Annotated in this window: 21 protein-coding genes; 19 read left to right on the top strand and 2 right to left on the bottom strand. The window is 64.6% G+C overall.

Going from position 1 to position 24,717, the window contains the following annotated elements; genetic code table 11:
- Positions 1-23: 23 nt before the first annotated feature.
- From Q5Z11_RS13845 to Q5Z11_RS13925, 17 genes are all read left to right on the top strand, one after another.
- Positions 24-245 carry a hypothetical protein gene (locus Q5Z11_RS13845; protein ID WP_303746941.1) on the top strand — a complete coding sequence of 74 codons (222 nt, stop codon included), beginning with the start codon at positions 24-26 and terminating at the stop codon, positions 243-245.
- An 11-nt stretch (positions 246-256) separates the two neighbouring features.
- Positions 257-949, top strand: coding sequence for a fimbrial biogenesis chaperone (locus Q5Z11_RS13850; RefSeq protein WP_303746942.1), 693 nt, complete (start codon positions 257-259; stop codon positions 947-949).
- A gap of 243 nt (positions 950-1,192) precedes the next feature.
- Complete coding sequence (gene rpsB, locus Q5Z11_RS13855) at positions 1,193-2,002, top strand: 30S ribosomal protein S2 (protein WP_303746943.1); 810 nt, start codon at positions 1,193-1,195, stop codon at positions 2,000-2,002.
- Positions 2,003-2,134: 132 nt separating this feature from the next.
- Positions 2,135-3,013 (top strand): translation elongation factor Ts, encoded by an 879-nt coding sequence (tsf, locus tag Q5Z11_RS13860; RefSeq protein ID WP_303746944.1) that lies wholly within the window; start codon positions 2,135-2,137, stop codon positions 3,011-3,013.
- Between the two features lie 149 nt (positions 3,014-3,162).
- The gene (locus Q5Z11_RS13865; RefSeq protein ID WP_303746945.1) at positions 3,163-4,668 is read left to right on the top strand and encodes a GGDEF domain-containing protein; all 1,506 of its coding nucleotides are present in this window, start codon (positions 3,163-3,165) and stop codon (positions 4,666-4,668) included.
- 110 nt (positions 4,669-4,778) lie between these two features.
- Complete coding sequence (gene pyrH / locus Q5Z11_RS13870; protein ID WP_303746946.1) at positions 4,779-5,507, top strand: UMP kinase; 729 nt, start codon at positions 4,779-4,781, stop codon at positions 5,505-5,507.
- 76 nt (positions 5,508-5,583) lie between these two features.
- A complete protein-coding gene (gene frr / locus Q5Z11_RS13875; protein ID WP_303746947.1) occupies positions 5,584-6,141 on the top strand; it encodes a ribosome recycling factor in 558 nt (185 codons plus the stop codon).
- A 3-nt stretch (positions 6,142-6,144) separates the two neighbouring features.
- The gene (uppS, locus tag Q5Z11_RS13880; protein ID WP_303746948.1) at positions 6,145-6,918 is read left to right on the top strand and encodes a polyprenyl diphosphate synthase; all 774 of its coding nucleotides are present in this window, start codon (positions 6,145-6,147) and stop codon (positions 6,916-6,918) included.
- Positions 6,915-7,733 (top strand): phosphatidate cytidylyltransferase, encoded by an 819-nt coding sequence (locus Q5Z11_RS13885; protein WP_303746949.1) that lies wholly within the window; start codon positions 6,915-6,917, stop codon positions 7,731-7,733. Before uppS ends, Q5Z11_RS13885 begins: the two co-directional genes overlap by 4 nt.
- A gap of 2 nt (positions 7,734-7,735) precedes the next feature.
- Positions 7,736-8,929 (top strand): 1-deoxy-D-xylulose-5-phosphate reductoisomerase, encoded by a 1,194-nt coding sequence (locus Q5Z11_RS13890; protein WP_303746950.1) that lies wholly within the window; start codon positions 7,736-7,738, stop codon positions 8,927-8,929.
- Positions 8,930-8,955: 26 nt separating this feature from the next.
- On the top strand, positions 8,956-10,314 hold the full coding sequence (gene rseP, locus Q5Z11_RS13895; protein ID WP_303746951.1) for an RIP metalloprotease RseP: 1,359 nt from the start codon (positions 8,956-8,958) through the stop codon (positions 10,312-10,314).
- Positions 10,315-10,385: 71 nt separating this feature from the next.
- A complete protein-coding gene (gene bamA / locus Q5Z11_RS13900) occupies positions 10,386-12,851 on the top strand; it encodes an outer membrane protein assembly factor BamA (RefSeq protein WP_303746952.1) in 2,466 nt (821 codons plus the stop codon).
- A 372-nt stretch (positions 12,852-13,223) separates the two neighbouring features.
- Positions 13,224-14,246, top strand: a complete 1,023-nt coding sequence (lpxD, locus tag Q5Z11_RS13905) for a UDP-3-O-(3-hydroxymyristoyl)glucosamine N-acyltransferase (protein WP_303746953.1) — start codon at positions 13,224-13,226, stop codon at positions 14,244-14,246.
- Entirely contained in the window at positions 14,243-14,701 is a 459-nt protein-coding gene (gene fabZ / locus Q5Z11_RS13910; protein ID WP_282267396.1) for a 3-hydroxyacyl-ACP dehydratase FabZ, read from the top strand. The genes lpxD and fabZ overlap by 4 nt, the downstream gene beginning before the upstream one ends.
- Before the next feature lie 17 nt (positions 14,702-14,718).
- Positions 14,719-15,510 carry an acyl-ACP--UDP-N-acetylglucosamine O-acyltransferase gene (gene lpxA, locus Q5Z11_RS13915; RefSeq protein WP_303746954.1) on the top strand — a complete coding sequence of 264 codons (792 nt, stop codon included), beginning with the start codon at positions 14,719-14,721 and terminating at the stop codon, positions 15,508-15,510.
- Positions 15,507-16,715, top strand: coding sequence for a lipid-A-disaccharide synthase (gene lpxB / locus Q5Z11_RS13920; RefSeq protein WP_303746955.1), 1,209 nt, complete (start codon positions 15,507-15,509; stop codon positions 16,713-16,715). Before lpxA ends, lpxB begins: the two co-directional genes overlap by 4 nt.
- A gap of 32 nt (positions 16,716-16,747) precedes the next feature.
- Positions 16,748-17,365 carry a ribonuclease HII gene (locus Q5Z11_RS13925; RefSeq protein WP_303750047.1) on the top strand — a complete coding sequence of 206 codons (618 nt, stop codon included), beginning with the start codon at positions 16,748-16,750 and terminating at the stop codon, positions 17,363-17,365.
- Between the two features lie 17 nt (positions 17,366-17,382).
- On the opposite strand, the gene Q5Z11_RS13930 is transcribed toward Q5Z11_RS13925, so the two are convergent.
- Both Q5Z11_RS13930 and Q5Z11_RS13935 read right to left on the bottom strand, forming a co-directional pair.
- Positions 17,383-17,838 (bottom strand): hypothetical protein, encoded by a 456-nt coding sequence (locus Q5Z11_RS13930; RefSeq protein ID WP_303746956.1) that lies wholly within the window; start codon positions 17,836-17,838, stop codon positions 17,383-17,385.
- A gap of 47 nt (positions 17,839-17,885) precedes the next feature.
- Positions 17,886-20,111, bottom strand: coding sequence for a winged helix-turn-helix domain-containing tetratricopeptide repeat protein (locus Q5Z11_RS13935; RefSeq protein WP_303746957.1), 2,226 nt, complete (start codon positions 20,109-20,111; stop codon positions 17,886-17,888).
- Positions 20,112-20,259: 148 nt separating this feature from the next.
- On the opposite strand from Q5Z11_RS13935, the gene Q5Z11_RS13940 reads away from it, so the two are divergent.
- On the top strand, positions 20,260-20,907 hold the full coding sequence (locus Q5Z11_RS13940) for a hypothetical protein (RefSeq protein ID WP_303746958.1): 648 nt from the start codon (positions 20,260-20,262) through the stop codon (positions 20,905-20,907).
- Positions 20,908-21,120: 213 nt separating this feature from the next.
- The gene (gene dnaE, locus Q5Z11_RS13945) at positions 21,121-24,711 is read left to right on the top strand and encodes a DNA polymerase III subunit alpha (protein ID WP_303746959.1); all 3,591 of its coding nucleotides are present in this window, start codon (positions 21,121-21,123) and stop codon (positions 24,709-24,711) included.
- The last annotated feature ends 6 nt before the right edge of the window (positions 24,712-24,717 follow it).

Below are 24,717 nucleotides of genomic sequence, written 5' to 3' on the forward strand. Positions count from 1 at the left end.
TACGTACATTGTTGATGGGAGCCTTGTCTGCCGCCGTTCTGCCAGCCGCCGCCAATCCCGCACCACAAGGCCTGCGGATCCAGCTGGTGGTTCTGGAATCAGACACACCCAGCCCCGACGCCCCCCTCGCGCCCTACCAGCGCAACGATGTCCGCGAACTGCCACCGCAGCTGCGCGACCTCGCCCCCGGGCACGCCAGGGAAGGCGAAGAAGCGGCGATCGCGTCGCTGACCTTCATCTACTGATGCTGCGCGGCATGCTCCTGCTGCTGGCGCTGCTGCTGGCACGACCGGTGTCTGCGCTGGAAATCACGCCGACAACCCTGACCCTGTCGCCGGGGCAGGCCCGCACCGAACTATGGCTGCACAATCCAGGCCCGGTAATCTGGCAGGGCCGGATCCGCATCTTCGCCTGGGACCAGACGCTGGACGCCGAGGAGCTGCAGGAAAGCCAAGACATCGTGGTCAGCCCCGCCGCTCTGGAATTACCGCCTGGCGTCCGCCAGCGGGTCTGGGTGCTGTCAGCGCCCGCTGCACCACCCGAGAGCAAAGGCGAACAGGCATTCCGCGTGCTGCTGGAGCCCTCAAGTCCAGATCTTCCGCGCTATTCATTACCCTTGTTCCGCACCCCGACTGCAGGCGCGAAGCCCCGCCTGCACCTCCGGGTAGACGCCAGGGGTACCAACAGCAGCCTGCTGCTGGAGAACACGGGCAAGCTGCATGCCCGCCTGAGTGACCTGGTGTTCGAGGCCGCCGATGGCCACCGCGAACTGCTGCTTCCCGGGCTGGCGGGTTATATCCTGACCGGCCGTCAGCGGCATTGGCCACTGCCACCGCGCGCGGACGGCTACGCTGGCGGTCGATTCCATGCCCGCCTGCAGGACGGCCTGGAGCACGCCCTGCCGCCACAGACCGGGCACATTGCAGACGACTCGACTGGCGCGCTATAATCCCGCAGATCCTTTACGCGCACTGCGCTCAAAGGACCGCTGACACCGGGCGCTACCGGTGAATCCTCACCTGTTGCCCCCATCCGTGCCGGGGTGCCCTGTCTTTCAGGGTTCGGCCACGGAGGCAGCAGGGAAGCCCAACCCCGGAACTGTTTGCGCGCTCCATCCAGAAGCCGCGCATCGCAGCACGACTCCAACAAACCGGTCGCGCGCGATGTCAGTTCCACCATCAGGAGTTTTGCAATGCCCCAGATCACCATGCGTCAGATGTTGGAAGCCGGCGTCCACTTCGGCCACCAGACCCGCTACTGGAACCCGAAGATGGGCCAGTACATCTTTGGCGCCCGCGGCAAGATCCACATCATCAACCTGGAAAAGACCGTCCCGCTGTTCAACGATGCGATGAACTTCATCTCGTCGGTTGCCCAGAAGCGCGGCACCATCCTGTTCCTGGGCACCAAGCGCAGCGCGCGCGACGCCATCAAGGAAGAAGCCGAGCGTTGCGGCATGCCGTTCATGAACCAGCGTTGGCTGGGCGGCACCCTGACCAACTTCGCCACCGTGAAGAAGTCGGTTGCCCGCCTGAAGGAACTGGAATCCGGTGAAACCGACGGCACCTTCGACAAGCTGGTCAAGCACGAAGTGCTGGGCCTGCGCCGCGAGCGCGACAAGCTGGAAGCCTCGCTGGGCGGCATCAAGGAAATGAACCGTCTGCCGGACGCCATCTTCGTCATCGACATCGGTCACGAAGACATCGCCATCAAGGAAGCCAAGAAGCTCGGCATCCCGGTGATCGCCGTGGTTGATACCAACTACAACCCGGAACTGGTTGATTACGCCATCCCGGGCAACGACGACGCCATCCGTGCCGTGCAGCTGTACGCCCGCGCCGCTGCCGACGCCGTGCTGGAAGGCAAGGCTGCTGCTCCGAACGCCGCCACCGTGCGCGAAGAAGAGTTCGCCGACGCCGCTGCTGGCCAAGAAGCCAAGCCGGCTCGCCGCGCTCCGGCCAAGAAGGCTGGCGCCAAGAAGGGCGACGAGGCTTCGGCCTGATCCCCCTGGCGGGTGCAGCTACTGCACCCGCTCCCCTGTGCTGGCGCCAAAGGCGCAGATCGCTGACAGGGCTGCGTAACAACGGCCGGCCATCATGGCCGGCCTACCCCTTTCTATTGATGAGGTAATTCCATGGAAATCACTGCTTCCCTGGTCAAGGAACTGCGCGAGCGCACCGGCGCCGGCATGATGGAGTGCAAGAAGGCTCTGTCCGAAACCAACGGCGACATCGACGCAGCGGCTGAAGCCCTGCGCAAGTCCGGCGCTGCCAAGGCCGACAAGAAGGCCGATCGCGTCACCGCCGAAGGCCGCGTTGGCGTTGCCAGCAACGGCGGCAAGGCCGTGCTGGTCGAAGTGAACTCGGAAACCGACTTCGTTGCCAACGACGTCAACTTCAAGGCGTTCGTCGACGCCGTTGCCGCAGCCGCCCTGGCTTCCGGCGCCGCCGACGTTGAAGCCCTGAAGTCGGTCAAGCTGGCCACCGGCGAAACCGTCGAAGAAACCCGCGCCACCGCGATCCAGAAGCTGGGTGAGAACATCCAGATCCGTCGCCTGGTCAAGATCGACGGCGACAACACCGTTGGCACCTACGTGCACAGCAACGGCAAGATCGGCGTGCTGGTCGAACTGGCCGGCGGCAACGCCGAGCTGGCCTCGGGCCTGGCAATGCACGTGGCCGCGATGAACCCGCCGCACAACAAGGCTGCCGACGTTCCGGCCGACTTCGTTGCCAAGGAGAAGGAAATCGAGCTGGCCAAGATGACCGACAAGGACAAGGCCAAGCCGGCCGACATCCTGGAAAAGATCATCAGCGGCAAGATCAACAAGATCATCAGCGAAGTGACCCTGTACGGCCAGAGCTACGTGCTGGACAACGACAAGACCGTCGAGCAGGCCGTCAAGGCCGCTGGCGGCGACGTTGTCGGCTTCCAGCGCCTGGCTGTCGGCGAAGGCATCGAGAAGGTGGTGGAAGACTACGCCGCCGAAGTTGCCAAGGCGATGCAGGTCTAAGCACCCGCTGCCAGCAACACCTGAAAAAGCCGCGGACATCCGCGGCTTTTTCTTTACCACAAGTCACCCGCGACAGCACCGGACTGCGATCACCCTTCTTTGCTTAAGGCATCCTGTATGCTTGCAGCACTGCCGCCTGCTTCTTTGACATGTCCCCCGAGCTCACTGCAGCCCTGTCCCTCTGCCGCAACCTGCCCTCGCCACCGGCCATCGCTGTCCGTTTGATCGAGCTTGCGCAGGATCCGGAAACCGACATCGCCAGCGCCGCCGACGTCATAGCACTGGATATGGGCTTGAGCGCACGCATGATGCGCATCGCCAATTCACCGCTGTACGCCAGCCGCCGCCGCATTGAAAACCTTGGCCAGGCATTGACCATGCTTGGCCTCAACGCAACCTTGCAGCTCGCACTGGGCTTCAGTCTGTCGCGCGCATTGCGCGAAGACGAAGACCACGCCCACCTGCTGCAGGCGGTCTGGCGCCGCAGCATCCTAAGCGCCCTGGCCGCGCGCTACCTCGGCCTGGCCCGCAACGTGCGCCGCGTGGAAGAATTGATGCTGGCCGGCCTGCTGCAGGACATCGGCATCCTTGCCCTGTTGCAGCTGCGCGGCGACAGCTATCCGGCCCTGCTTGCCGGCGCTACCAGCAACGAAGAGCTGCTGGCCCATGAACGCACCATCCTCGATTGCAGCCATGCCGATATCGGCGCGCAGCTGTGCGAGCAATGGGGCCTGCCGCCCTATCTGGTCGATGCGATCAAGCACAGCGAAGCCCCGGCCGAACCGACCGACCTGTTTGGCCGCTGCGTCGCGCTGTCCGGCAGCATTGCCGAGATCTGGCTGAGCAAGGACACCGACCAGGCCCGTGACCATGCCCTGCGCCTGGTCCACGCGCAGCTGGAAATGGACAGCAGCCAGTTCGAACTGGTGCTGCAGCAGGTCAGCCAGATGCTGCCGGAAATCAGCGCGCTCTTCGACGTGCCAGTGCCCTCGCCGGCACGAATCACCTACCTGCTTGATCACGCTGCCGAACTGATGGCCCTGCGCAACCTGCGCGAGCTGCAGGACGCCGGTGCGGCCAAGCGCCGCGCCGATGATTTCGAACAGCAGGCACGCCGCCTGACCGAACAGGCCCACCTGGACGCACTCACCGGCCTGTTGAACCGTCGCCAGCTGGAAGTGGTCCTGGCGCAGGAATTCGATCGCGCCGGCCGAGCCGATCGCCCCTTGTCGGTGGCCTTCATCGACCTGGACGATTTCAAGAAGATCAACGACCAGCACGGCCATCTTGTCGGCGACCAGGTCCTGCAGGCATTCGCCAGCCAGCTGCAGGGCCAGCTGCGCGGCAGCGACACCGTGGCACGCTTCGGTGGCGAGGAGTTCGTCGTGCTGTTCCCCGGCACCAACGAGCAGACCGCGCTGGACGTGATCCGCCGCGTACTGGTCGCCATCACCCAGTCCCCGATCGTCACTGTTGCCGACATGCCGCTGCATGTGACCTTCTCGGCCGGCGTGGCCACCCATGGTGCCTACGAGCGCTTCACTGACATGCGCGACCTGCTCAAGGCCGCCGATGACGTGCTCTACCGCTCCAAGAACCTCGGCCGCAACCGGGTGATTGCCCGCGCACCGGATCCCCACCCCACCGCCTGCTGAACCAGATTGCGGTTGGCAGGCCTTTTGTCGCTGCGCTGCAACAATAGATGTCACCTGAAACTGCGGCATCCGTTAGAATCCCCCGCGTTTTCCAGCCATCTGAGGTCACCATGTCCAAGCTCGCCTACCGTCGCATCCTGTTGAAACTTTCCGGGGAGGCGCTGATGGGGGACGAGGACTACGGCATCGACCCCAAGGTCATCAACCGGCTGGCCCATGAAGTCATCGAAGCTCAGAACGCCGGCGTCGAGATCGCACTGGTGGTTGGCGGCGGCAACATCTTCCGCGGCGCCGGCCTGGCCGCTGGCGGCATGGACCGCGTCACCGGCGATCACATGGGCATGCTGGCCACGGTCATCAACGCCCTCGCCATGCAGGACGCGCTTGAAAAGGCCGGCGGCAAGGCCCGGGTGATGAGCGCGATCAAGATCAACGACGTGTGTGAGGACTACATCCGCCGCCGCGCCATCCGTCATCTGGAAAAGGGCCGCCTGGTGATCTTCGCCGCCGGCACCGGCAACCCGTTCTTCACCACCGATTCGGGCGCCGCGTTGCGCGCGATCGAGATCGGCGCCGACCTGCTGCTCAAGGCCACCAAGGTCGACGGCGTCTACGACAAGGACCCGAACAAGCACGCCGATGCGGTCCGTTACGAAAGCCTGAGCTATGACCAGGTCATCAACCAGGGCCTGGAAGTCATGGACACCGCAGCCTTTGCGCTGGCCCGTGACAGCGACCTGCCGCTGCGCGTTTTCGACATGAGCCAGCCCGGCGAATTGCTGAAAATCCTGCACGGCGAGCACATCGGCACCCTGGTCCACGGCCGCGACGCACACTAAACCCCCGCTTCCGGCACGGTGGGCAGGGGTAATCGCCTATAATCGGCCGGTTCTAGAAACATCCAGGATTCGGCCGATGATCAACGATATCAAGCAAGATGCGCAGGCGCGCATGACCAAGAGCATCGATGCTCTGCGCCATACCCTCACCACCATCCGCACCGGTCGCGCCTCGCCGACCCTGCTGGACGGCATCAAGGTCAAGGCTTACGGCACCGACACCCCCCTGAATCAAGTGGCGAGCATCAGCGTGTCCGAAGGACGCTCGCTGGTGATCACCCTGTTCGACAAGAACATGATCAAGGAAGTGGAAAAGGCCATTTACGCCTCCGACATCGGCATCACTCCCACCACCATGGGCACCGTGATCCGCCTGAACCTGCCGCCGCTCACCGAAGAGCGCCGCAAGGAACTGGCCAAGTCGGTGAGCAAGGAAGGCGAAGAAACCAAGATCGCCATCCGCAACATCCGCCGTGATGCCAACCAGGAAGTAGCCAAGCTGCTCAAGGACAAGGCGATCACCGAGGATGACGACCGCCGCAGCCAGGAAGACATCCAGAAGCTGACCGACAAGGCGATCAAGGACGTCGACGAAGTGGTCAAGCTCAAAGAACAGGAACTGATGGCGGTCTGAGGCGTGTCCTCCGTCCCGCATAGCGACACTGCCGCCGTTGCCGTGCCCGGCCACATTGCCATCATCATGGATGGCAATGGACGCTGGGCGCAGCAGCGTCGGCGGCCGCGCATGATCGGCCACCGCGCCGGCGCGCGGGCGGTCAATCGCACCATCGACTTCTGCCTTGAACGTGGCGTCGGCGCCTTGACCCTGTTTGCGTTCTCCAGTGAAAACTGGGGCCGCCCGCAGGAGGAAGTCGATTCACTGATGAAGCTGTTCCTCGGCGCACTGGACCGCGAGGTGGACGAACTCCACCGCCGCGGCGTGCGCGTGCGCTTCATCGGCGACCGCAGCCGCTTTGCCGCTGGCATCGTCCAGCGCATGGACAAGGCCGAGCAGCGCACCCACGGCAATACCGCGATGACCCTGAGCATCGCCGCCAGCTACGGCGGCCGCCAGGACATCGCACAGGCCGCACGCCATCTGGCCGAACAGGTTGCCGCCGGCACCTTGTTGCCCGAGCAGATCGACGAGCAGACCCTGGGCCAGCACGTTGCCCTGGCCGACATGCCGCCACCGGACCTGTTCATCCGCACCGGCGGCGATACCCGCATCAGCAACTTCCTGTTGTGGCAGCTGGCCTACAGCGAGCTGTGGTTCACTGACGTGCTGTGGCCGGATATCGACGCGGCCGTCCTTCAACAGGCACTGGACGACTATGCCGGGCGCGAGCGCCGCTTTGGTCTGACCAGCGCCCAGATTGCCGCCAGCGCGGCAAAGAGCGCACATCCATGACCAAGACCCGTGTGATTGCAGCGCTGATCATGGCCCCGGTGGCTATCTGCGCGATCCTGTTCCTGCCCTCGCAGTGGCTTGCCGCCGCTGCAGCGCTGGTGTTCCTGATCGGCCTGTGGGAATGGCTCAAGCTCACCGGCGTGGTTGGCCTGCCGCGCACCATCCTGGTGGTACTGAACCTGCTGCTGATGGTGCTGCTGGTCTGGGCCTCGGACGGCAGCATGGTCTTGTTCCAGCTGGCCGCGCTGGTCGGCGTCGGCTTCTGGCTGTTGGCGCTGCTGTGGTTGCGGTTCTTCGACTTCGGCGCGCATGAGGAAAGCAGCGCGCGCATGCTCAAGCTCGCCGCCAGCAGCCTGGCGATCATTCCAGCCTGGGCCTCATTGGTACTGATTCATGCCGGACCCAACGGCCACCTGTGGCTGCTGACCGCGCTGACCCTGGTCTGGGCAGCCGATTCCGGCGCCTACTTTGCCGGTCGCGCCTTCGGCAAACACAAGCTGGCACCGCGCATCAGCCCCAACAAGACCATTGAAGGCCTGCTTGGCGGCCTGGTTGCCGGTCTGGTCACCGCTGGCGCCTTTGGTTGGTTTGCCGGGGTGCAGATGTCGCAATTTGGCTGGCTGATGCTGGTCACCGCCGTCGCGGTACTGGCCTCGGTGCTGGGCGACCTGTTCGAGAGCCTGCTCAAGCGCCACGCCGGCGCCAAGGATTCCGGACACATCATCCCCGGCCACGGCGGCGTGCTGGATCGCATTGACGGCGTGCTCGCCGCCCTGCCGGTATTCGCGCTGGGCAAGGAAATTTTCGGCTTCTAAGCATGTCCACATCTTCCATACGTCAGGTCGCCATTCTTGGCGCCACCGGCTCCATCGGCACCTCGGCGCTGGATGTGATCGCCCGCCATCCGCAGCAGATGCGCGCCAGCGTGCTGGCCGCTGGCAGCAATGTGGATGGCTTGATCGCGCTGTGCCAACAGCATCGCCCGGACCACGCCGCCATTGCCGACCCGGCCCTGTTCGCGCGTCTGCGCGACGGCCTCAAGCACGCCGGGCTGGCGACCGAGGCCCACGCCGGCCATGACGCCATCGATGCCCTGGCCGCCAGCAACTGCTGCGACACCGTCGTGGCCGCCATTGTCGGCGCCGCCGGCCTGTCCTCGACCCTTGCCGCCGCCCGCGCCGGCAAGCGCCTGTTGCTGGCCAACAAGGAATCGCTGGTCCTGGCCGGCGAGCTGCTGACCCGCGAGGCCGCCAATGCAGGCGCCGAGATCATCCCGATCGACAGCGAACACAACGCCATCTTCCAGTGCCTGCGCTCACGCGACGCGCGGCTGGAAGCTGGCGTACGCCGGATAATCCTGACCGCCTCCGGCGGCCCGTTCCGGGGCCGCAGTCGCGCCGAGCTGGAAACAGTGACCGTGGCGCAGGCCGTTGCCCACCCGAAGTGGTCAATGGGACCGAAGATATCGGTCGATTCGGCGACGTTGATGAATAAAGGGCTGGAAGTCATCGAGGCCCATCATCTATTCAACGTGCCCGGCTCGCGCATCGACGTACTGGTGCACCCGCAGAGCCTGGTGCATTCGCTGGTCGAATTCATCGACGGCTCGACCCTGGCCCAGTTGGGCCTGCCGGACATGCGCACCACCCTTGCGGTAGGCCTGGGCTGGCCGCAGCGGATCGAGTCGGGCGTTGGCGGGCTGGACCTGTTGACCCAGGGCCGGCTGGATTTCGAGGCGCCGGACATGGACGCCTTCCCCTGCCTGCGTCTGGCCTGGCAGGCGATGGAGGCCGGCGGCAGCGCCCCGGCAATCCTGAACGCCGCCAACGAAGTTGCCGTTTCAGCGTTTCTTCAGGGGCGCATAGGCTTCCTGTCGATCCCGGCACTGGTGGAACACACGCTATCTACCCTGCCCTACGTGGCGGCCGATACACTGGACGTCCTGTTGGCAGCTGATACTCAGGCCCGCCATATCACTGAAACCGCCATTGCCCGCCTGCCGAATGTCTGATCCCACCCTACAACCGAGCTGTGCCCATGGCTGATTTCCTGGGGTCTGTGTGGTGGATGATCGTCAGCCTCGGCGTGCTGGTGACGTTTCATGAATTCGGCCATTACTGGGTTGCCCGCCGTTGCGGGGTAAAGGTCCTGCGTTTCTCGGTGGGCTTCGGCAAGCCACTGTGGAGCCGACGCAACCGCAACGGTACCGAGTTCGCCATCGCCGCCATCCCGCTGGGTGGCTACGTGAAGATGCTGGACGAGCGCGAGGTCGAGGTACCGGCCGGCGAACGTGCCGTCGCCTTCAACAACAAGACCGTCTGGCAGCGCATTGCCATTGTCGCCGCCGGCCCTGCCGCCAACCTGATCCTGTGCATTGCCCTGCTGTGGGCGATGTTCGTGATCGGCCGCCAGGACTACTCGGCCACTATCGGCCGCACCACCGGCATGGCCGCCCAGTCAGGCTTCGTCGCCGGTGATCGCATCCTCGCCGTTGAAGACCGCAACGTCGACACCTGGGCCGAGGCCAGCATGGCCTTCACCACCGCTGCCATGGACCGGCAGGACGCCCACGTGCGCGTCCGCGACAACCTCGACAACGAGCGCACCCGGGTGCTGCCACTGTCGCAGCTGCCGGCTGGCTTCGATGAGCGGCAAGTGCCAGCGCTGGCAGGTTTCACCTGGCAGTTCTGGCTGCAACCGGCGCGGGTCGACTCGGTATCGGCCGACTCGGCCGCCACCGGGTTGCTGCAGACCGGCGACCTGATCCTGGCCGTGGACGGCCAGCGCGTGGACAGCGCTGACCAGGTCACCCCGCTGATCCAGCAGCTTGGCCAGCGCGGCGGTCCCGGCATGGTCGAGGTCGAGCGCAACGGTGAACGGCTGGCACTTGAGCTGACTCCGCAGGCTGGCCAAGGCCCGGATGGCAAGCCACGCTGGCTGATCGGGGTAGGTTTTGCCACCAACCAGGCCCCGGCCTACGATGCCCGCCAGCAGTACGGCGTACTTGCTGCCTTCCCGGCGGCCTTGCGCGAAACCGGCAAATTGGCGACAGATTCGCTGGGTATGATGCGCCGCATGCTCACCGGCCACGCCTCGGTAAAGAACATTTCCGGTCCGATCACCATCGCCCGCGTAGCCAATGCCTCGGCTGAACGCGGGGTGGATTGGTTCCTGTATTTCCTGGCTTTGCTGTCGCTGAGCCTGTGCATCATCAACCTGTTGCCGATCCCCGTCTTGGACGGCGGCCACCTGCTGTATTACCTTATCGAGTTGGTCAAGGGCAGCCCGCTTAGCGAGCGCGCCATGGCTGCCGGCCAATACATCGGTCTGGCGCTGTTGGCGGGGTTGATGGGACTGGCGTTTTACAACGACATCCTCAGCCTGGTCCCGCGATGAACTTTTTCCCGTTGTCGTCGTCTTACGCCGGCATCCACGCATTATCGAAATCGACTCCAACCGGACGTGATATGACGCGACTTCCCAATCGCCGCTTGCTGGCCCTCGCACTTGCTGCCGGTCTGGCCCTGCCTGTCCTTGCACAGGCAGCCGAGCCCTTTACCGCCAGCGACATCCGCGTGGACGGCCTGCAGCGCATTTCCTCCGGCACCGTGTTCACCTACCTGCCGGTGGAACGCGGCGACACGGTGGACGACGCCAAGATCGGCGACACCATCCGCGCCCTGTACAAGACCGGCTTCTTCGAAGACGTGCAGCTGGACCGCCAGGGCGACATCCTGGTCGTCACCGTCAAGGAGCGCCCGGCGATCAACAAGTTGACCGTTACCGGCAACAAGGACATCAAGAGCGAGCAGCTGCTCAAGGGCCTGGCCGACATCGGCCTGAGCGAAGGCGGCACCTTTGACCGCCTGAGCCTGGACCGCGTGACCCAGGAACTGCGCCGTCAGTACAACGACCGCGGCAAATACAACGTGGAAATCACCCCGACGGTGAGCCCGCTGGACCGTAACCGCGTCGACGTCGCCATTGCCGTCAAGGAAGGCAAGGCGGCCAAGATCCGCCACGTCAACCTGATCGGTACCGAGAAGTTCCCGGCCGAAGACATCATGGACATCTGGGAGTCCAAGGAGCACAACTGGGCCTCGTGGTACCGCCGCGACGACCAATACTCCAAGGAAAAGCTGTCCGGCGATCTGGAAAAGCTCAACTCCTGGTACCTGGACCGTGGCTATGTCGACTTCAGCATCGACTCCACCCAGGTCTCGATCAGCCCGGACAAGCGCGACATGTTCATCACCGCCGGCGTGACCGAGGGTGAGCAGTACAAGATTTCCGAGATCAAGGTCACCGGCGACACCATCCTGCCGCAGGAAGACGTCGAGAAAATGGTCATCCAGAAGAGCGGCGATACCTTCTCGCGCGCCCTGCTGGAATTCAGCGCCGACGGCATCACCAACAGCCTGTCCAACGTTGGCTATGCCTTCGCCAAGGTCAACCCGATCCCGACCAGCAACCGCGCCGACCGTACCGTGGCAGTGAACATGCAGGTGGTACCGGGCCCGCGCGTGGCCGTGCGCCGCATCGTGTTCAAGGGCAACTCGCGTACCAGCGACGAGGTCTTGCGCCGTGAAATGCGCCAGTTCGAGAACAGCTGGTACTCGCAGGCTGCAATCGATCGTTCCAAGATCCGCCTGCAGCGCCTGGGCTACTTCGAGTCGGTCGACGTCGAGACGCAGCCGGTCACCGGCAGCAACGACCAGGTCGACGTGGTCTACAACGTCAAGGAAACCACCTCCGGCAGCTTCGTGTTCGGCCTGGGCTATTCGCAGTCCTACGGCATGACCACCTCGGTGCAGCTGTCGCAGAACAACTTCCTCGGTGGCGGTAACCGCGTGTCGGTCGAGGCCTCGCGCAGCAGCTACCTGCAGCGTTATGGCTTCAGCTACACCAACCCCTACTTCACCGACGACGGCGTCTCGCTGGGCTACAACCTGTCCTGGCGCGAGCTGGATTACTCCGACTTCAACACCGCCCAGTACAACAGCACCAACGGTTCTGCGCAGGTGGTGTTCGGCATTCCGATCACCGAGAACGATGCGTTCTCGCTGATGTTCGGCATCGACAGCAACCAGATCACCACCTACCCGGGTTACACACCGAAGGCGATCATCGATTACATCGATGCGGTTGGTACACGCACTTTCCACTCCTGGCGTTCGGAGTTGGGCTGGGCGCGTGATACCCGTAACGACTACTTCATGCCGACCCGCGGCACCTACCAGCGCCTCGGCCTGGAGGCCACGCTGCCGGGCTCGACGGTTGAGTACTACAAGCTGAGCTACCAGTTCTCCAAGTACTGGCCGATCATCCCGTCGCTGGTGATCAACACCCGTCTCGAGTTGGGTTACGGCGATTCCTACGGCAAGGACAAGGTCCGCGATATCTGCTGGAACGATATCCCAGGCACCCCGGGCACGCCCGCCACCGATACCACGCCTGCCGTACCGGGCACCGCTGGCACCACCCAGGTGGTCGACTGTGCCACCAACCCGACCGCCAACCATCGCCAGGTCACAGCCACCGGCTTGCCGTTCTTCGAGAACTTCTACGCCGGCGGCACCAACTCGGTGCGCGGCTTCGAAGACAACACGCTGGGCCCGCGCTCGGAAATCATCGGCGGTTACTACAACGGCCAGCCGCTGGGCGGCTCGGTGAAGACAGTCGGCTCGATCGAAGCCTACTTCCCGAAGCTGTTCGACAGCCCGTCCGCGCGCGTTTCCGCGTTCGTGGACTTCGGCAACGTCTACAACGGCACCAGCAACTTCAAGGCCAATGAACTGCGCGCGTCGGCCGGCTTGGCCCTGCTGTGGCGCGCACCGGTCGGTCCGATCTCGATCAGCTATGCCATCCCGCTGAAGAAGGAAGACGGCGACGAGATCGAGCGCCTGCAGTTCACCTTCGGCGGTCAGTTCTAAATAGAACTGACCCGCTGACCCGGGGTGAAGCCCCGGGTACCGGTTTTCATGCCACAGCATGAAAACCGGGCGGGCTCTGGTCTACCGGCTTCAACCTGCAAGTCCCCCGCGCCTGTCGGCGCGCCCCCTTTACCAAAGGGGGCTCTCCACCAGAATTACCGCATCAACCGGCCCCGGGACGCGATTCACTCCCGGGGTTCGCTTTTAGGGCCCCGTGCCTGCGCTTCGCGGAACGGGACATCCCCGTCAAAGCCATGCAGCCCCCTTGGACCGCTACTTCCGGGCGGCCCGCCCACCCCGCTGCCCTTGCCCTGCAAGGGTGATAACGTCCGTTCGCATGACCGCCATCGGCGCACACGGTAAACTTGCTGCGTGAATACTCCTACCTATACCGCTCAGGAACTTGCCGACCGTTTCGGCCTGCAGGTGCACGGTGACCCGTCGGTTGCCATCCATGGTGTTGCCACGTTGGCGCATGCCGGCCCCGGGCAGCTGACCTTCCTGGCCAACCCGCGCTACCGGGCCCAATTGGCCGACAGCAAGGCGTCCATCGTGCTGCTGCGTGCCGACGACGCAGAGGCCGCGCCGGGTGCCGCCCTAGTCGCCAAGGACCCATACACGACCTTCGCCAAGATCGGCGCACTGTTCGAGACCGTTCCGGTACGCGAGCCCGGCATCCACCCCAGCGCGGTCATCGACCCCAGCGCGACGGTGGCCGCCAGCGCCCATATCGGCCCGCACGTCTGCATCGGTGCGCGCAGTGTGATCGGCGAGAGCTGCATCATCGGCGTAGGCAGCATCATCGGCGACGACTGCGTGGTCGAAGCCGGCACTGAACTGCTGGCCCGCGTCACCCTGGTTGCCCGGGTGAAGCTGGGCAAGCGGGTGCGCATCCACCCGGGTGCCGTGCTCGGCGCCGAAGGCTTCGGCCTGGCCATGGACAACGGCCACTGGATCAAGGTGCCGCAGCTGGGCGGCGTGCGCATCGGCGACGACTGCGAGATCGGCGCCAACACCTGCATTGATCGCGGCGCGCTGGAAGACACCACGCTGGACGAAGACGTGCGCGTGGACAACCTGGTGCAGATCGCCCACAACGTACAGATCGGCGCGCACAGCGCCATTGCAGGTTCCACCGGCATTGCCGGCAGTGCCAAGATCGGCCGCTACTGCCTGCTAGGCGGCGCCGTCGGCGTCGTTGGCCACCTGGAAATCTGCGACCACGTCGTCATCACCGGCAAATCGGTGGTACGCAACTCGATTACCGAACCGGGCGAATACTCGTCAGGCACCCCATTGACCGACAACCGCACGTGGCGCAAAAACGCCGCGCGCTTCAAGCAGCTCGATACGCTGGCACGGCGCATCCTGGCTGTGAGCAAGGAGAAAGAATGAACGCACCACTGCAGATGCCCATCGACGTCACCACGATCCAGACGTTGATTCCGCACCGCTACCCGTTCCTGCTGGTCGACAAGGTTGTCGAGCTGGATGTGGACGCCAAGCGCATCGTCGCGCACAAGAACGTCACCATCAACGAGCCCTACTTCCAGGGTCACTTCCCGGGCCAGCCGATCATGCCGGGCGTGCTGATCATCGAGGCACTGGCGCAGGCCGGCGGCGTATTGACCCAGCTCAGCCTGGGCCGCGACGCGCAGTCCAAGTTGTTCTACCTGGTCAAGGTCGACAACGTGCGTTTCATGAAGCAGGTGGTGCCGGGCGATGTGCTGGAACTGCACGTGCAGGTCAAGCGCATGATCCGCAACATGGCGGTCTACTACGGCGAAGCCAAGGTGGACGGTGAAATCGTCGCCCACGCCGAAGTGCTCTGCGCCGGCACTCGCGAATAACCTGCCTGGAGCACACGATGAGCGATAGCGCCCCCCTGATTCACCCGACCGCGGTCATCGATCCTTCGGCCAAGCTTGGTCAGGGCGTGCGCGTGGGTGCGTTCACCCTGATCGGCGCCGACGTCGAGATCGGCGATGGAACCGAAGTGGGTCCGCATTGCAGCATCCATGGTCCGACCCGGATCGGCCGTGACAACCGTTTCATCGGCCATGTCGCCGTCGGCGGCGAGCCGCAGGACAAGAAATTTGCCGGTGAGCGCACCGAGCTGGTGATCGGCGACCGCAATGTGTTCCGCGAATTCGTCACCCTCAGCCGCGGCACTGCCGGCGGCGGTGGCGTGACCACCATCGGCAACGACAATTGGATGCTGGCCTACGTGCATGTCGCCCATGACTGTCACGTCGCCGACCATTGCGTGTTCTCCAACAACACCACGCTGGCCGGCCACGTATCGGTCGGCAACTGGGTGATCATCAGCGGCTTCGCCGGTGCCCACCAGTTCTGCCGCATCGGCGACCATGCCTTCCTTGGCATGGGTGCACTGGTCACCGGCGATATCCCGCCGTTCACCATGGTCGGCATCGACGGCCACGGCCGTCCGCGCGGCATCAACAGCGAAGGCCTGAAGCGTCGCGGCTTTGATGCCGAACGCATCAGCGCGATCAAGCGCGCCTACCGCACCATCTACGTGGCCGGCGTGCCGCTGGCCGAAGCCAAGGTTGCGCTGGCCGAACAGGCGCAGAGCAGCGATGACGTCAAGCAGATGCTGGACTTCATCGAGCACGGCGAGCGTCCGCTGCAGCGATGAGCGTTGAGACTCGCGACCCGGGATTGGGTCAGGCGCGCAGGCCGCGCATCGCGCTGGTCGCGGGTGAAGCGTCAGGCGACCTGCTCGGCGCCGGCCTGATCCAGGCGCTGCGCGCCCGCTATCCCGATGCCGAATTCGCTGGCATCGGCGGCGACGCGATGCGCCACGCGGGTTGCGAAACCTGGTTTGATGCCAGCGAACTGGCGCTGATGGGGCTGGCTGAAATCCTGCGTCATCTGCCACGCCTGCTGAAACTGCGCAAGGAATTCCGCCAGCGCGTGCTCGACTGGAAGCCGGATGTGTTCATCGGCATCGATGCACCGGATTTCAATCTGGGCGTCGAAAAGTGGCTCAAGCAACGCGGCCTGCGCACCGTGCATTACGTCAGCCCCTCGGTATGGGCATGGCGCGAGAAGCGTGCCGAAAAAATCGGTGCCAGTGCCGATCTGGTGCTATGCCTGTTCCCGATGGAACCACCAATCTATGCCCGCCACGGCATTGATGCGCGCTTCGTCGGCCATCCGATGGCTGATGAGATCCCGCTGCAAACTGACCGCGCAGCTGCTCGCCAAGCCCTGGGTATTCCCGGGCAGGCAAAGCTGCTCGCGGTACTGCCCGGTAGCCGTCTGGGCGAAGTGAGCCGCCTCGGCCCACCGTTCTTCGCCGCCGCCTGGCAGTTGTGCGAGCAGGACCGCGGCCTGCATATCGTCGTGCCGGCAGCCAATGCCAAGTGCAAGGCCATGATCACCGAACAGATCCGCAGCGCAGCGCTCCCCAGCGCGCGCCTGCACCTGCTCGATGGCAAGGCACGCGAAGCGATGATTGCCGCCGATGTGGTGATGCTGGCGTCCGGCACCGCCACACTGGAAACCATGCTGGTCAAACGCCCAATGGTCGTGGGCTACCGCGTCGCCGAACTGACTTATCGCATCGTCAAGGCACTGGGCCTGATCAAAGTCACCCGCTTTGCCCTGCCGAATGTTCTGGCCGGCAAGGACCTCGCGCCGGAGCTGATCCAGCACGATTGCACGGCGGACAATCTGGCTGCCGCGGTACGCAACTGGTTTGAACATCCCGAGTGCGTCAGCGGCCTGCAGGACGACTACCAGCAGCTGCACCAGCAACTGCGCCAGGATGCCTCGGCACGCGCTGCCGACGCTGTCGCCGGCTTGCTGCAGGCACCGATGACGCAAGGCCAGCCGTGACCTCCCGCCGTAGCCCGGCAGCGGATGCCTCGCTGTCGTTGTTTGATGATGCCGCCTTGCTTGCACAACAGGTTCCGCGCCTGGTCGCTGGCGTCGATGAGGCAGGACGCGGACCATTGGCCGGCCCGGTCGCGGTGGCGGCCGTTGTCTTCGATCCCGGGCGCCCGCGCATCAATGGCCTGGACGACTCCAAGGCGCTGACCGCATTGCGTCGCGACCAGCTCTACGACCGCATCATCGAGCGCGCCCTGGCCTACAAAATCGTCATGGTCGATGTGGCCGAGATCGACAGCCTCAATATCTTCCAGGCCACCATGCAGGGCATGCGCCTGGCAGTGGAAGGCGTGGCACATGTCGCCCAGTTCGCCCGCATCGACGGCAACAAGATCCCCAAGGGTCTGCCCTGCCCGGCCGAAGCGCTGGTTGGTGGCGACGCCATCGACCGCAGCATCATGGCCGCCTCCATCCTGGCCAAGGTCAGCCGCGACCGCTTCATGCTGGAGCTGCACCAACAGCATCCCGAGTACGGCTTCGACCAGCACAAGGGTTATGGCACCCCCTTGCATATGGCCGCACTGAAAGCGCACGGCCCCTGCCCGCAGCACCGCCGCAGCTTTGCGCCGGTGCGTGCAAGCCTGGGCGCATCCTGAGTCAGCCGCCGCGCCTGTCAGCGCGGCATGATCTTGATCCCCGGATCGAGGTGGCTTGAACCGATACGCACGTCGTACTTGATCCGGTTCTCGACGGTCACTTCCTTGGCCGTGATTTCAACGCCCTGTCGCCTGCCCATGCGCTGGGAACGGAAATCCTTTGGCGCCCCATTCGCCGACATGCGGTGGGTCGCCGCGTCAACCGGCGACTCGGCGAACGCCAACTCAAAGGGATCCAGCACGTTTTCCGGCGTGCGCCACAGCACGATGGTTCCGCTGCGCACGACGCATTCGTCCGGGCTGACGACAGGCCCACTGGGCCCCGCCATCACATCCACATACACCATCTTGACGATCCGCGCGGGCAAGGTATTCGTGCATTGCACAGGATCATTTGGCGCCGGAGGCGGCTGCGTGGCACAGGCAGCGACACCGGCAGAAAGCCCGACAAATATCCACACGCTGTAGTTCATGACGACATCTCCTCGGTGAGGTCCGCCGCCCCGGACAGAAAATCAGTTCACTCCCGGCGCACCCCGCTACCGACAAGCGCATAGCGCTGCAGCGACAGCAACGCGTCGATGCGCTGTTGTGGGATTCCCTGTTTCAACGCAACTTCAATACAGGAGCGCGCACCGGGATGGTCGCCAAGCAAGGTCAAGGTCTGCGCACACCACAGCGCGACCTCGGCCGCCTGCGTCCCCAGCGCGCGTGCCGCCTGCAGGTCCGCAAGCGCACGCGCGCGTTCACCCAGATTTGCCCGGTACCAGGACAGCAAGGCCAAGGCATAGGCATCGTCGCGGCGCACGTCCACATACTGCTGCGCCAGATGCGCTGCTCGCAGATACGGTGCCTGCGCCTGCGCTGCGGTGGCCGGCGAAGCGGCCAAGGCATCTGCCAGATTACCCCAGTGCAGATAGTCCTCCGGCTCCAGCACGGTTGCCTGCTGGAACAGCTCCGCAGCCACCGCGTACTCGCCGTGATCGAATTTCATCGTGCCGAGATTGGTCAATGCACCGGCATTGGGCTCGATCGACAAGGACATGTTGAACGCATGCCCGGCCTGCACGGTATCGCCCTGGGCAAGATACAGTCCGCCCAGGCTGCCCCATAAACGGCTGTCTTCTGGCTGCAGCACGGTGGCGGTGACAAACGCATCGATCGCCTTGGGCACGTCGCCGCGCAACCAATGGTGATAGCCGAGCAGTCGATATATCTGCGCGTCGCTGGGGCGGGCCGCGATGGCCTGCTGGAATGCCTGCAACGCCTTCGCCTCCTGCCCGAGTGCAGCGTAGGTTCGTGCCTGCCCGACCAGACCGTCTGCACGCAGCGCCGGGTCGCCCATGACCTGCTGGTACAAGCCCAGCGCCTGTTCGTTCTGGCCACTGACCCGGGCGATCTCGGCCATTGCCAGGCTGACCTCGCGCAGGCCCGGGTCCATTGCCTGCGCCCGCGCGCAGGCCTCGCGTGCACGCGCGAACGCCTCCGCATCGCTGACACCCTCCAGCCGCGCGATCTGGGCCCGGCAGATCCCGGCCTGCGCCCGCGCGAAATGCGGATCAAGGCTCAAGGCCTGGGCGAACGCCGCCATTGCCCGATCGTTACCAGCTTCGCCTATCGGCCGTTGCAGCAGCGCCAGTCCGCGCAGATAGGCGTCGTAGGCATTAACATCCTTGGTCGGTGTAAGCCGCTGCGCGACACCGGCGGTTTTCCCGGGCAGGTGTCCGAGCAAGGCGTGCACCACACTGTTCGCTATCTCTCCCTGCAGCGCGAAGACGTCGTTGATCTCGCGGTCGTAGGTCTCCGCCCACAGCGTAAAGCCGGTGGCGGTGTCAGACAGCCGCGCACTGATCCTTACCCGCCCACCCTCGCGGCGCACGCTTGCATCCAGCAGCGTCGCCACACCGAGGCGGCGCCCGATCCGGCGCACGTCCTCGCCTTCCACTTCCCCCTCGTGTGCCGTGGTCAGCTGCCTGGCGGCCACTTTCAAACCCGGCACATTGGTCAGGGCATCGTGCATCTCCACCGCCAGGCCATCGGCAAAGTAACGGTCGGACGCATCATCGCTGAGGCTGCTGAATGGCATCACGGCAATTGATGCTGCCGTCGCAACCGGACCTCTGCTCCACCACCATACGCCTGCTACCAGCATCAGCAGGAGCAACACGCCACCGGTAACCAACAAGGCCCGCGAACGCAGCCATGCAGGCGATGCCACGCTCGGTGCTGCATGCCACCATTGCGAGAATCGAGCGCGCAAGGGCGGCAGCGGCTGCACCGCTGAGCCAGGTTCAGCAATGACATCATCAGCGGGCTCGACGACAGCAATCGTTGGCTCCACCAATGCTGACTCGGCAACCGCTTGCCCCGCCCCGGCCTCCAGCGCTGGCGTCTCCGCCGGCAGCAGCTTGCCGATGAAGCGATAGCCCAAACCGTGCTGGGTCTGGATGTAACGCGGCTCGTGTGAATGGTCGTCCAGCGCGGAACGTAACTGGGCAATGGCACGGGTCAGCACGCCCGGCGTTACATGCCGATGGCCCCAGACAGCGTCGAGCAACTGGTCGCGCACCAGCAACTCATCTGCGTGCCGCAGCAGCAGCAACAGCACCGCAAATGCCTTGGGCTCCAGCGATTGGAACTGGCCGTCGCGGCTGAGCGTATGCGCCACCGTGTCCACCACGATGCCGTCAAAACGGTAGCGATGCAGCAACGGGCCAGTGTCACCTGGGTCTTCAACCGCACCCATGGGCAAACCCTCATGAAAACCTCAGAAACCAGCGCAATGACTGTCTGAAGGCTCCGCCTGCCATCATGACCAATGCTACGCCCAAGCGGATGCTGGCGCTGTGTCCCCGCCTTCACGGACGCGCCCCGTCCCCCGCAGGAGCAGCACCATGTACGCCATCCCCGACCCCCGCCTTCCCCTGCCGCAGGTGTTGGACAGTTTCCCGCCCGACATCCCGCAGCGCCGCAACCACGTCAACGACTATCTGTTGGTTCCGCGTGAAGTCGAGTACTTCAACGGTTTCCTCGCCCTGCTGGGTCGCGCCCAGCCACCGTTGCAGACCGACCAGCTGGCCACCGCCGCCCGCAACCTGAACGACCTTGCCGCGGACGGTGCCCCCTCGCCCTGCATCCAACAGCGGATACAGCACGCCCAGCTGCTGGAGCAGCTGGTGCAGGACCGCGACTGGGAGCCCAGCGCCGATGTAACCCGCGAGCTGAAGCTGGTGGTTGCCTACCTGCACGCCAGCCGGCAGCTGATCCCGGACAACGTCCCGGGTGTCGGCCACCTGGATCTGGCCATCGTGATCGACACCGCCTGGCCGAAACTGGCCGCTGAAGTCGCCAACTTCGTGGACTACCAGCGCCTGCGCCACGTCGAGGCCGGCCGCCAGGGCCGTGACGACAGGGAAATCGCCTTCAATCGCAGCAGCTGGCTGGAACTGCGTGAGATCGAAGCCCGCCTCCACGAGCACCAGCGCAGGGTGCGTGAAGGCAGCTATGCACCTGAATCGTTTACCTACTTCCGCGTCCACTGACCGCGGCTGCAACCGGGCCCCAGCCACAACCACGCAGCGCATGCTGGGGCCACGTGGGCCGGGCGCTGGTGGCGTTGCCGCCCGCTGCGCCGCCGCCCTGCTACTGTGCGTGCACGGGCCGAACGCCCGGGCCGGCGGGCGCGGCAAGGCATGTCAAGCCTTGCCCCACCCCGCCCCCGTCGCTACCCTGCATCGGCATAACTCTGGCCCCGCATGTCTACTTCTTCCCGTTTCGTCCATCTCCACGTCCACACCGAATTCTCGATGGTGGATTCCACCATCCGCGTGCCCGCCAAACCGGATCAGGCTGATCCGAAGAAGGCCAAGCAAGCCAACCTGCTCAGTCGCTCGGTCGAGATGAAAGCGCCGGCACTGGCGGTCACCGACCTGAACAACATGTTCGCGCTGGTGAAGTTCTACAAGGCTGCCGAGGGCGTGGGCGTCAAGCCCATCGCCGGCGCCGATCTGCTGATCACCGAGGACGGCCAGGATCCCTGGCGCATGACCTTGCTGTGCCGCGACCGCGAAGGCTACCTGAGCCTGTCACGGCTGCTGACCCGTGCGTGGATGGAGGGCCACCGCAACGAAGGCGGCGTCGCCGTGCATCCGCAATGGCTGAAGGACGGCTGCAAGAACCTGTTTGCGCTGGCCGGCCGCCACAGCCTCGCCGGCCGCCTGGCCAGCGAAGGCCGCCATGATCTGGCCGAGCAGCAGCTCGCCGACTGGCAGCGCGTGTTCGGCGATGGCCTGCACCTGGAACTGACCCGCACCGGCCGCGACGGTGAGGAAGCTTTCAACCAGTTCGCGCTGATGGCCGCCGGCCAGCGTGGCCTGCCGGTGGTGGCCACCAACGATGTGCGCTTCCTGTCGCCCAATGATTTCGATGCGCACGAGGCGCGCGTCTGTATTTCCACGGGCCGCGTACTGGACGATCCCAAGCGTCCGCGCGAGTACAGCCGCGAGCAGTACCTGAAGACGCCGGAGGAAATGTGCGAGCTGTTCGCCGACATCCCCGACGCGATCGACAACACCCTGGCATTGGCCGAACGCTGCAACGTCGAAATGCGGCTTGGCACCTACTTCCTGCCCAACTACCCGGTGCCGGACGACCAGACCCTGGACAGCTGGATCCAGAAGATCTCGCGCGACGGTCTGGAAGAGCGCCTGCAGGTGCATCCAATCGCCGCCGGCATGACCCGCGAGGACTACGACGCGCGGTTGGAGTTCGAGCTCAACACCATCATCAAGATGGGCTTCCCCGGCTACTTCCTGATCGTGGCCGACTTCATCCAGTGGGGTAAGAACCAGGGCATTCCGATTGGTCCGGGCCGTGGTTCCGGCGCCGGTTCGCTGGTGGCGTGGGCGCTGAAGATCACCGATCTGGATCCGCTGCCCTACAACCTGCTGTTCGAGCGATTCCTGAACCCGGAACGCGTGTCGATGCCCGACTTCGACATCGACTTCTGCATGGATCGCCGCGACGAGGTGATCGATTACGTCGCACGCAAATACGGCCGCGAGCGCGTCAGTCAGATCATCACCTACGGCACCATGGCGGCCAAGGCGGTGGTGCGTGATACCGGCCGTGTGCTCGGCTTCCCCTACGGTCTGGTCGACGGCGTTTCCAAGCTGATTCCCAACATCCTCGGCATCCACCTGAAGGATGCGCTGGGCAAGGGCAAGGAAGGCGCGAATTCGGAAATGGCCTCGGCCGAGCTGATCCAGCGCTACGAGTCCGAGGACGACGTCCGCGACCTGATCGACCTCGCGCTGCAGCTGGAAGACCTGACCCGCAACGCCGGCAAGCACGCCGGTGGCGTGGTGATCGGGCCAGAGCCGCTGAGCGAGTTCTGCCCGCTGTACGCCGAACATGACGACGGCGGCATCGGCAAGAACCCGGTCACCCAGTTCGACAAGAACGACGTTGAAGAAGTCGGCCTGGTGAAGTTCGACTTCCTCGGCCTGCGCACGCTGACCATCATTGATTGGGCGGTGAAGGCGATCAACCGTCGCCACGAGCGCGCCGGCATTCCACCGATCGATATCGCCTACATCCCGCTGGATGATGCGCCGACCTACAAGGACATCTTCGCCAACGGCAATACCGGCGCAGTGTTCCAGTTTGAATCCTCGGGCATGCGGCGCCTGCTGAAGGACGCGCGGCCCGACCGTTTCGAAGACCTGATCGCCCTGGTGTCGCTGTACCGCCCGGGCCCGATGGACCTGATTCCCTCCTTCAACGCGCGTAAGCACGGACAGGAAGAAATCATCTATCCCGATCCGCGTACCGAGGCAATCCTGAAAGACACCTACGGCATCATGGTGTACCAGGAGCAGGTGATGCAGATGGCACAGATCGTCGGCGGTTACTCGCTGGGCGGCGCTGACCTGTTGCGCCGTGCAATGGGCAAGAAGGTGCCGGCGGAAATGGCCAAACACCGCGAGATCTTCCGCGAAGGCGCGGCCGCCGGCGGCGTCGATGGCCCCAAGGCTGACGAAATCTTCGACTTGATGGAGAAGTTCGCCGGCTACGGTTTCAACAAGTCGCATGCTGCCGCATACGCACTGGTCAGCTACCAGACCGCCTGGCTCAAACGTCATTACCCGGCCGAGTTCATGGCCGCGACGCTGTCCTCGGACATGGACAACACCGACAAGGTGGTGGGCTTCCTTGCCGAGGTGAAGAACCTTGGCCTGACCGTGCTGCCGCCACGCGTCAACGAGTCGGCCTATATGTTCGAGGCCGCCAACGCCGACACCATCCGTTATGGCCTTGGCGCGATCAAGGGCGTCGGCCAAGGTGCGTGCGAAGCGGTAGTCGAACAGCGCGAGCGCGGCGGCGAATATGTTTCGCTGCTGGATTTCTGCGCGCGGGTGGAATCGGGCAAGCTCAATCGCCGCACACTGGAAGCGATGATCAATTGCGGTGCCTTCGACGGCGTCGGCAAGAATCGCGCGACATTGGCTTTGCAGCTGCCGGAGGTGATCAAGGCCACCGAGCAGATGGCGCGCGAGAAGGCCTCCGGGCAGAACTCGCTGTTCGGCGCGCCGGATCCGGTCAGCACCGCCAGCCAGCTCGACCTGCCCGAGAGCAAGGAGTGGCCTCTTGCACAGCTGCTCAACGGCGAGCGCGAAACGCTGGGGTTCTTCCTCAGTGGCCACCCGTTCGATCCGTATGCAGACGACGTCAAGGAACTGGTCGGCACCGACCTCGGCGGCCTCGACAAGCTGATCACCCCCGCCTTCCCCTCCAAGGACGGCGAAAAGCGCGCCTGGCGTCAGGAATCCCCGGTAATCCTGGCCGGCATGGTCATTGGCGTGCGCCGCAAGGGCGACAGTCAGGTCTTCGTGACACTGGAAGACGGCAAGGGCCGGGTCGAATGCAGCGCATTCTCCGATGGCCTGGCCGAATTCGGCCACCTGATGACCAAGGACCGCATCCTGGTGGTCAAGGGCGGCCTGCGCGAAGACGAGTTCAACGGCGGTTATGCCCTGCGCCTGCGCCAGTGCTGGGACTACGAACAGCTCTGCGCCGACCATGCGCTGCGCCTGTCGATGCGTGTGGATGGCCGCGGCGGCCCGATCTGGCAACGGATCGACGCCCTGCTGGCCGCCAACCGTCCCGGCCGTACCCCTTTGCGGCTGGACTTGCTGCTCAATGGCAAGCCCGGCAGCATTGCCGGCATGCTCGACCTGGGCAGCAGCGGCTCGGTGCGGGTCACGCCCAAGCTGCTGGACGCCCTGCGTGAGGACCCGGCCGTGCGCCGGGTCAAGGTCAAGTACAGCCCGCCCTGGGCCAATTGATTGTCC

The organism is Stenotrophomonas sp. 610A2, from assembly GCF_030549615.1.
GTDB classification, from domain to species: Bacteria; Pseudomonadota; Gammaproteobacteria; order Xanthomonadales; family Xanthomonadaceae; genus Stenotrophomonas; species Stenotrophomonas pigmentata.

Coding starts and splice junctions, on each gene's coding strand:
- Q5Z11_RS13850 (WP_303746942.1), top strand. CDS start 257: ATGCTCCTGCTGCTGGCGCTGCTGCTGGCACGACCGGTGTCTGCGCTG.
- rpsB (WP_303746943.1), top strand. CDS start 1,193: ATGCCCCAGATCACCATGCGTCAGATGTTGGAAGCCGGCGTCCACTTC.
- tsf (WP_303746944.1), top strand. CDS start 2,135: ATGGAAATCACTGCTTCCCTGGTCAAGGAACTGCGCGAGCGCACCGGC.
- Q5Z11_RS13865 (WP_303746945.1), top strand. CDS start 3,163: ATGTCCCCCGAGCTCACTGCAGCCCTGTCCCTCTGCCGCAACCTGCCC.
- pyrH (WP_303746946.1), top strand. CDS start 4,779: ATGTCCAAGCTCGCCTACCGTCGCATCCTGTTGAAACTTTCCGGGGAG.
- frr (WP_303746947.1), top strand. CDS start 5,584: ATGATCAACGATATCAAGCAAGATGCGCAGGCGCGCATGACCAAGAGC.
- Q5Z11_RS13885 (WP_303746949.1), top strand. CDS start 6,915: ATGACCAAGACCCGTGTGATTGCAGCGCTGATCATGGCCCCGGTGGCT.
- Q5Z11_RS13890 (WP_303746950.1), top strand. CDS start 7,736: ATGTCCACATCTTCCATACGTCAGGTCGCCATTCTTGGCGCCACCGGC.
- rseP (WP_303746951.1), top strand. CDS start 8,956: ATGGCTGATTTCCTGGGGTCTGTGTGGTGGATGATCGTCAGCCTCGGC.
- bamA (WP_303746952.1), top strand. CDS start 10,386: ATGACGCGACTTCCCAATCGCCGCTTGCTGGCCCTCGCACTTGCTGCC.
- fabZ (WP_282267396.1), top strand. CDS start 14,243: ATGAACGCACCACTGCAGATGCCCATCGACGTCACCACGATCCAGACG.
- lpxA (WP_303746954.1), top strand. CDS start 14,719: ATGAGCGATAGCGCCCCCCTGATTCACCCGACCGCGGTCATCGATCCT.
- lpxB (WP_303746955.1), top strand. CDS start 15,507: ATGAGCGTTGAGACTCGCGACCCGGGATTGGGTCAGGCGCGCAGGCCG.
- Q5Z11_RS13930 (WP_303746956.1), bottom strand. CDS start 17,838: ATGAACTACAGCGTGTGGATATTTGTCGGGCTTTCTGCCGGTGTCGCT.
- Q5Z11_RS13935 (WP_303746957.1), bottom strand. CDS start 20,111: ATGGGTGCGGTTGAAGACCCAGGTGACACTGGCCCGTTGCTGCATCGC.
- Q5Z11_RS13940 (WP_303746958.1), top strand. CDS start 20,260: ATGTACGCCATCCCCGACCCCCGCCTTCCCCTGCCGCAGGTGTTGGAC.
- dnaE (WP_303746959.1), top strand. CDS start 21,121: ATGTCTACTTCTTCCCGTTTCGTCCATCTCCACGTCCACACCGAATTC.